Below are 5,706 nucleotides of genomic sequence, written 5' to 3'. Positions count from 1 at the left end.
CCAGTCTCCCTACGGCCCGCCCCCGGAGCAGCAGTCGCCCTTCGGTCCGCCGCAGGACCAGCCCCCCTACGGTCATCCCCACGATCAGCAGTCCCCCTTCGGCCCGCCGCAGGACCAGCCGCCGCCCCTGCAGGAGCCGCAGCAGCAGTTCCCCTCCTACGACGAGCCCGCGCATCCGGGCAACGGCGCCGAGCAGCAGGCCGGCCAGCACATGGGGCCGCCCGACCACTACGACCAGCCCGGTCCGCCCCCGCCCGGCCCGCAGGAGCACTACGACCAGCCAGGCCCGCCCCAGCAGCAGGAGCAGCAGGGCGACCACGGCGACCGGCCGCTGGTCTATGGGGTCGACTGCAAGAACGACCACTTCAACGACCCCCGCGTGCCCTACTGCGCCGTCTGCGGCATCGCCCTGGTCCAGCGCACCCTGGTTCCCTACAAAGGGCCGCGGCCCTCGCTGGGGGTCCTCGTCCTCGACGACGGCACGGCGCTGCCTCTGGAGAGCGACTACCTCCTCGGCCGCGACCCGGAACGCGCGCCGGAGGTGGCCGGCGGCAACGCCAGGCCGGCCAAGGTCACCAGTCCCGACGGCTCGGTCTCGCGCCGCCATCTGCGGGTGGCGCTGGACGGCTGGGACGTCAACCTGGTGGATCTCGGCTCGGTCAACGGCACGCAGATCCAGCCGCCCGGTGATCCCAACTTCTACGACATCCCGCCCAACGAGCCCGTCACCATCGCGCCGGGAACGACCGTCCGGGTGGGTGTGTCCCGCACGCTCCGCTTCGAAGCCCACCGGGGCTGACGGACGCCTCGATCGCCCGCGCCCGCGCCGAGGGCGCGGGCGTCCTGGCGTGTACGGCGGGACCGGCGGCCACGCCGGGCATTCCGGCCGCGGAGCACAGGTTTATAGCGCTATATACGGGAAAAGTGTTGCTCTGGCCAAAAGCCGGGAAAAGGCGGGATCTTCACGGGTTAGCGGGCCGGAGAAGCCGCCGTGCCACCGTTTCCCGCCCTCATTGGGTCCGCAACCGGTCGTCCGTAACCTCGGGATTGCCCCTGCGCGATAAGAGGGCCGGCCGCCGCTAGACCGGCCGGAAAGACCGCACCCCGCGCAACATCCGCACCGCCGCCTCCAGGCCGCCCGCCGCCTCCAGGGCCCGTCCCGCCGCCGTGGCGAACCGGCTCACGAGGTGCTCGTCACCGTCGCTGAACCCGCGCCCCGCCACCCACAGGTGCGTGAAGTCCCGCGTCGCCATCGGCACGGGCATGGACAGGAACCCCGGCTCGCCCACCGACACGTCGCGCGCCAGCCGTACCGTCGCCGGCGACGCCACGAGCTCGTTCATCACGCCCGACTCCGCGAGCCACCGCCGCACGCGCAGCGGATCATCCGGCGGGGCGTGCACGTGGATCGAGCAGGCGTGCCGGCGCAGCACGTCCACCTGGACGAATCCCGCGTTCGCGGTGCCCGCGACGGCCGCGGCCGCACGTGCCAGCCGGTCGATCAGGTTCGCCGCCTCCAGGCAGGAGAACACGGCGATGAGCTCGCGCATGGCGACGTCGGCACGGTCGTATGGCATCGCGGTGCCCCTCGGGGGGAGAGGATGGCATCGCGTACCCCGATCACGCGACCCTCACGTGCGGGTGCCCTGACTATCGCCCTGGACCCCCCTTGACCAGCCCTCGACAGGAAATCAGGATTTCCCGCCGACGGGCACGGCCGGCCGCAGGCGGGCCCACGCCACGTCGTCGGCCCACGTGCCGTCCGGCTGAGGGAGCAGCTGACGGTGCACGCCCTCCCGGCCGAACCCGGCGCGCTCCAGCACCGCCTGCGAGGCCGTGTTGCCCGCCTCGGTGCCCGCCACGATCCGGTGCAGGGGCGTGCTGGCGAACGCCCAGTCCACCAGCAGCCGCACCGCGCGCGTCATGAGCCCCTTCCTCCGGTACTCCGGCGCCAACGAGTAGCCGATCATCGCCTGCCCCAATGCCGGGACCACCTGCGTCAGCTGCACGTGCCCCGCGAACGCCCGCGAGGCCGCGTCCCTGACCGCCAGCTCGACGCGCTGCCCCGACACCCACCAGTAGCCGGTGTAGCGGCAGCGCCGCTGGTTCTCCTCCAGCGTGGCCGGCGGCCCCACGGAGTAGGCCGCCACGCTCGGCTCGGCCATCATCCGGTGGAAGTCCATGGCGTCCTCGGCGGCCAGCGGCTCCAGCGCCACGACCCCGTCGGTGAGCTCCCCGCCGTCGAAGAGCGGGAGGTACGGCTCCGCCACCATGACGTCGCCGGGCAGCCGGGCGAACGTGACGAAGTCGGCGTCCCGGCCGTCGCGCAGTCGCTTGGCGTCCCGCCTGCGCCCCTCCTCACGAAAACCCGCCTTGTACGCCACCCGCAGGCTCGCCACGTTTTCCACCTCGGTCTGCAGTTCCACCCGGCGCACCCCGTGGTCGAACAGCCAGTCGGTGACCGCCCTGGCCGCCGTGGCCGCGACGTTCCTGCCCCGGGCCCACGGCGCCACCAGGTAGCCGATCCCGGTCACGCCCCAGCGGTCCGGCGGCGTGACGCCGATGGAGCCGGCGTAGCGGCCGTTCTCGATGATCGCGAACTCCGCGCCGCCTTCCCGCCACGTCGCGGCGACCCTGCCGAGGTGGTCGCGCGCGTCCTCGGCCCGGTAAGGGGAGGGCAGCAGCGGCAGGAACCTGGCCGACACCGGGTCGTCGCAGGTCATGACGATCGCCTCGGTGTCCGGCTCCGCGGGCGGCCGCAGGATCAGGGAACCGGTGGAGATCACGTCGGGCGGGAGCATCTCCCATACTTATCGCGCGTCCTGACCCGCTCGAAAGCCCTATAACCTTGCCGCCATGGGTTTCCGCAGGCATGGGCCTTTCCAGGCGGGGGATCAGGTGCAGCTCACCGACCCCAAGAACAAGCGCCACACGATCACGCTCAAGGAGGACGGCGTCTTCCACACCCACAAGGGCGCCATCCCGCACAGCGATTTGATCGGGCAGCCTGAAGGCTCGGTCGTGCGCTCCTCGGGCGGCACCGCCTACCTCGCCTTCCGCCACCTGCTGCAGGACTACACGCTGGCCATGCCGCGCGGCGCGGCCGTCATCTACCCGAAAGACGCCTCCATGATCGTCGGCATGGCCGACGTCTTCCCCGGCGCCCGGGTCATCGAGGCGGGCGTCGGCTCCGGGGCGCTGACCTGCTTCCTGCTGCGCGCGGTCGGCCCCGAGGGCCACGTGACGTCGTACGAGCGGCGCGAGGAGTTCGCCGACGTGGCGCGCAAGAACGTCGAGAAGTTCTACGGCGGCCCCATGGAGGGCAACTGGCGCCTGGTCACCGGCGACCTGGTGGCCTCCATCGACGAGGTCGACGTCGACCGCGTGATCCTCGACATGCTCGCTCCCTGGGAGTGCGTCGACGCGGCGGCCAAGGCGCTCACGCCGGGCGGCGTGATCTGCTGCTACGTCGCCACGACGACCCAGTTGTCCAAGACGGTCGAGTCCATTCGCGATCATGGGTGTTTCACCGAGCCACATGCGTGGGAGACCCTGTTTCGCGACTGGCACGTCGAAGGGCTCGCAGTGAGGCCGGATCACCGGATGATCGGCCACACCGGGTTCCTCGTCACCGCCCGCCGCATGGCCGACGGCGTGACCCCGCCGCCGCGCCGTCGACGACCGAAGGGGACGACTGAAGAACTATGACAATTTGGCCACGAGGGTGCGTTGGTGCGTGACACGGGAACAGAAGGCCGTGTTCATATGCTGGGAGTATTAAACGCACTATTGGGGATTAATCACCGAATACTGAATGTCACACGACGAACACTGCCCGGCCAGGTTACGGAGGGGCCCGAGATAGGTAAGGTCCTTAGTAGTCGCCCTCGACTGGGAAGGAGGTGACGGGGCGTGGCAGCTCGCGATGATGCTGAGGCTCGAGCCGCGCAGCGCGAACGGGAGGTCGCTGATCTTTCAACACAGGTCTCCTTCCTCCAGGAGGAGATCACCGCGCTGAGGCGGAAGCTGGCCGAGTCACCCCGTCAGGCCAGGGTCCTCGAAGAGCGTCTCCATGAGGCACAGGCCAATCTGGCGGCCGTGACCGGCCAGAACGAACGCCTGGTGGCCACACTCAAGGAGGCCAGGGACCAGATCGTCGCCCTCAAGGAGGAGGTCGACCGGCTGGCGCAGCCGCCATCCGGTTTCGGCACCTTCCTGGAGGCCCGAGAAGACGGCACGATCGAGGTGTTCACCGGAGGTCGCAAGCTCCGGGTGAACGTCAGCCCCGCCGTCGATGTCACTTCGCTGCGGCGTGGCCAGGAGGTCATGCTCAACGAGGCGCTCAACGTGGTCGAAGCCCTCGGCTACGAAGAGGTCGGCGAGATCGTGATGCTCAAAGAACTGCTCGACGAGGGACAGCGGGCCCTGGTCATCTCGCACGCCGACGAAGAGCGCGTCGTGCGACTGGCCGAGTCGCTGGTCGGCCAGCCCATCAGGGCGGGCGACTCGCTCCTGCTCGAACCTCGTTCCGGCTACGTCTACGAGCGCATACCCAAGTCCGAAGTCGAAGAACTCGTGCTCGAAGAGGTCCCCGACATCTCCTACGAGGAGATCGGCGGCCTCATGCGGCAGATCGAGCAGATCAGGGACGCGATCGAGCTGCCCTACCTGCACGCCGACCTGTTCCGCGAGCACAAACTCCGTCCCCCGAAGGGCGTGCTGCTGTACGGCCCGCCCGGTTGCGGCAAGACGCTCATCGCCAAGGCCGTCGCCAACTCCCTGGCCAAGCAGGTCGCGGAGAAGACCGGCCAGTCCGGCAAGAGCTTCTTCCTCAACATCAAGGGCCCGGAGCTGCTCAACAAGTACGTCGGTGAGACCGAGCGGCACATCCGCCTCGTCTTCCAGCGAGCCCGCGAGAAGGCCTCAGAGGGCACCCCGGTGATCGTGTTCTTCGACGAGATGGACTCGATCTTCCGCACCCGAGGCTCGGGCGTGTCCTCCGACGTCGAGAACACCATCGTCCCTCAACTGCTGTCGGAGATCGACGGCGTCGAGGGCCTGGAGAACGTCATCGTCATCGGCGCCTCCAACCGCGAGGACATGATCGACCCGGCGATCCTGCGGCCCGGCCGCCTGGACGTCAAGATCAAGATCGAGCGGCCGGACGCCGAGGCGGCCAAGGACATCTTCTCGAAATACCTCATCTCTGACCTGCCTCTGCATCCCGATGACCTGGCGGAGCACTCCGGCTCCCGTGAGGCCACCATCCAGGGCATGATCCAGAGCGTCGTCGAGCGCATGTACACCGAGAGCGAGGAGAACCGCTTCCTCGAGGTGACCTACGCCAACGGCGACAAGGAGGTCCTCTACTTCAAGGACTTCAACTCCGGCGCGATGATCCAGAACATCGTCGACCGGGGCAAGAAGATGGCCATCAAGCAGTTCCTCGAATCCGGCCAGAAGGGCCTGCGGGTGCAGCACCTGCTCACGGCCTGCGTGGACGAGTTCTCCGAGAACGAAGACCTGCCCAACACCACCAACCCCGACGACTGGGCCCGCATCTCCGGCAAGAAGGGCGAGCGGATCGTCTACATCCGCACGCTGGTCTCCGGCAAGCAGGGCACCGAAGCCGGCCGGTCCATCGACACCGTCGCCAACACCGGCCAGTACCTGTAACACCCCTTGATCGGGAGGGCCGCGCGGGAG

General features: G+C 69.1%; 5 protein-coding genes. 3 read left to right on the top strand and 2 right to left on the bottom strand.

Translation table 11 applies throughout. The features are described from left to right. Window positions 1-799, top strand: a 799-nt coding sequence (locus GUY59_RS49620) for an FHA domain-containing protein (RefSeq protein ID WP_236668141.1), incomplete at its 5' end; no start/stop codon positions are given. A gap of 280 nt (window positions 800-1,079) precedes the next feature. On the opposite strand, the gene GUY59_RS45750 is transcribed toward GUY59_RS49620, so the two are convergent. Together GUY59_RS45750 and GUY59_RS45745 are read right to left on the bottom strand one after the other, a co-directional pair. Further along, window positions 1,080-1,577 carry a hypothetical protein gene (locus GUY59_RS45750; RefSeq protein WP_138199185.1) on the bottom strand — a complete coding sequence of 166 codons (498 nt, stop codon included), beginning with the start codon at window positions 1,575-1,577 and terminating at the stop codon, window positions 1,080-1,082. Between the two features lie 114 nt (window positions 1,578-1,691). After that, the gene (locus GUY59_RS45745) at window positions 1,692-2,801 is read right to left on the bottom strand and encodes a GNAT family N-acetyltransferase (protein ID WP_138199184.1); all 1,110 of its coding nucleotides are present in this window, start codon (window positions 2,799-2,801) and stop codon (window positions 1,692-1,694) included. 55 nt (window positions 2,802-2,856) lie between these two features. On the opposite strand from GUY59_RS45745, the gene GUY59_RS45740 reads away from it, so the two are divergent. Then, window positions 2,857-3,708, top strand: a complete 852-nt coding sequence (locus GUY59_RS45740) for a tRNA (adenine-N1)-methyltransferase (protein WP_138199183.1) — start codon at window positions 2,857-2,859, stop codon at window positions 3,706-3,708. 204 nt (window positions 3,709-3,912) lie between these two features. Beyond that, window positions 3,913-5,676, top strand: a complete 1,764-nt coding sequence (arc, locus tag GUY59_RS45735; RefSeq protein ID WP_138199182.1) for a proteasome ATPase — start codon at window positions 3,913-3,915, stop codon at window positions 5,674-5,676. Window positions 5,677-5,706 lie beyond the last annotated feature (30 nt).

Origin of the sequence: Nonomuraea sp. K271, from assembly GCF_009908215.1 — a bacterium.
Lineage (GTDB): Bacteria > Actinomycetota > Actinomycetes > Streptosporangiales > Streptosporangiaceae > Nonomuraea > Nonomuraea longispora.
Note: the sequence above shows the minus strand (reverse complement) of the source record. Positions and strands in the feature narration are given on the sequence as shown.

What these genes read in the sequence shown, in the direction of transcription:
- GUY59_RS45750 (WP_138199185.1), bottom strand. Translation starts at nt 1,577, where the DNA reads ATGCCATACGACCGTGCCGACGTCGCCATGCGCGAGCTCATCGCCGTG.
- GUY59_RS45745 (WP_138199184.1), bottom strand. Translation starts at nt 2,801, where the DNA reads ATGCTCCCGCCCGACGTGATCTCCACCGGTTCCCTGATCCTGCGGCCG.
- GUY59_RS45740 (WP_138199183.1), top strand. Translation starts at nt 2,857, where the DNA reads ATGGGTTTCCGCAGGCATGGGCCTTTCCAGGCGGGGGATCAGGTGCAG.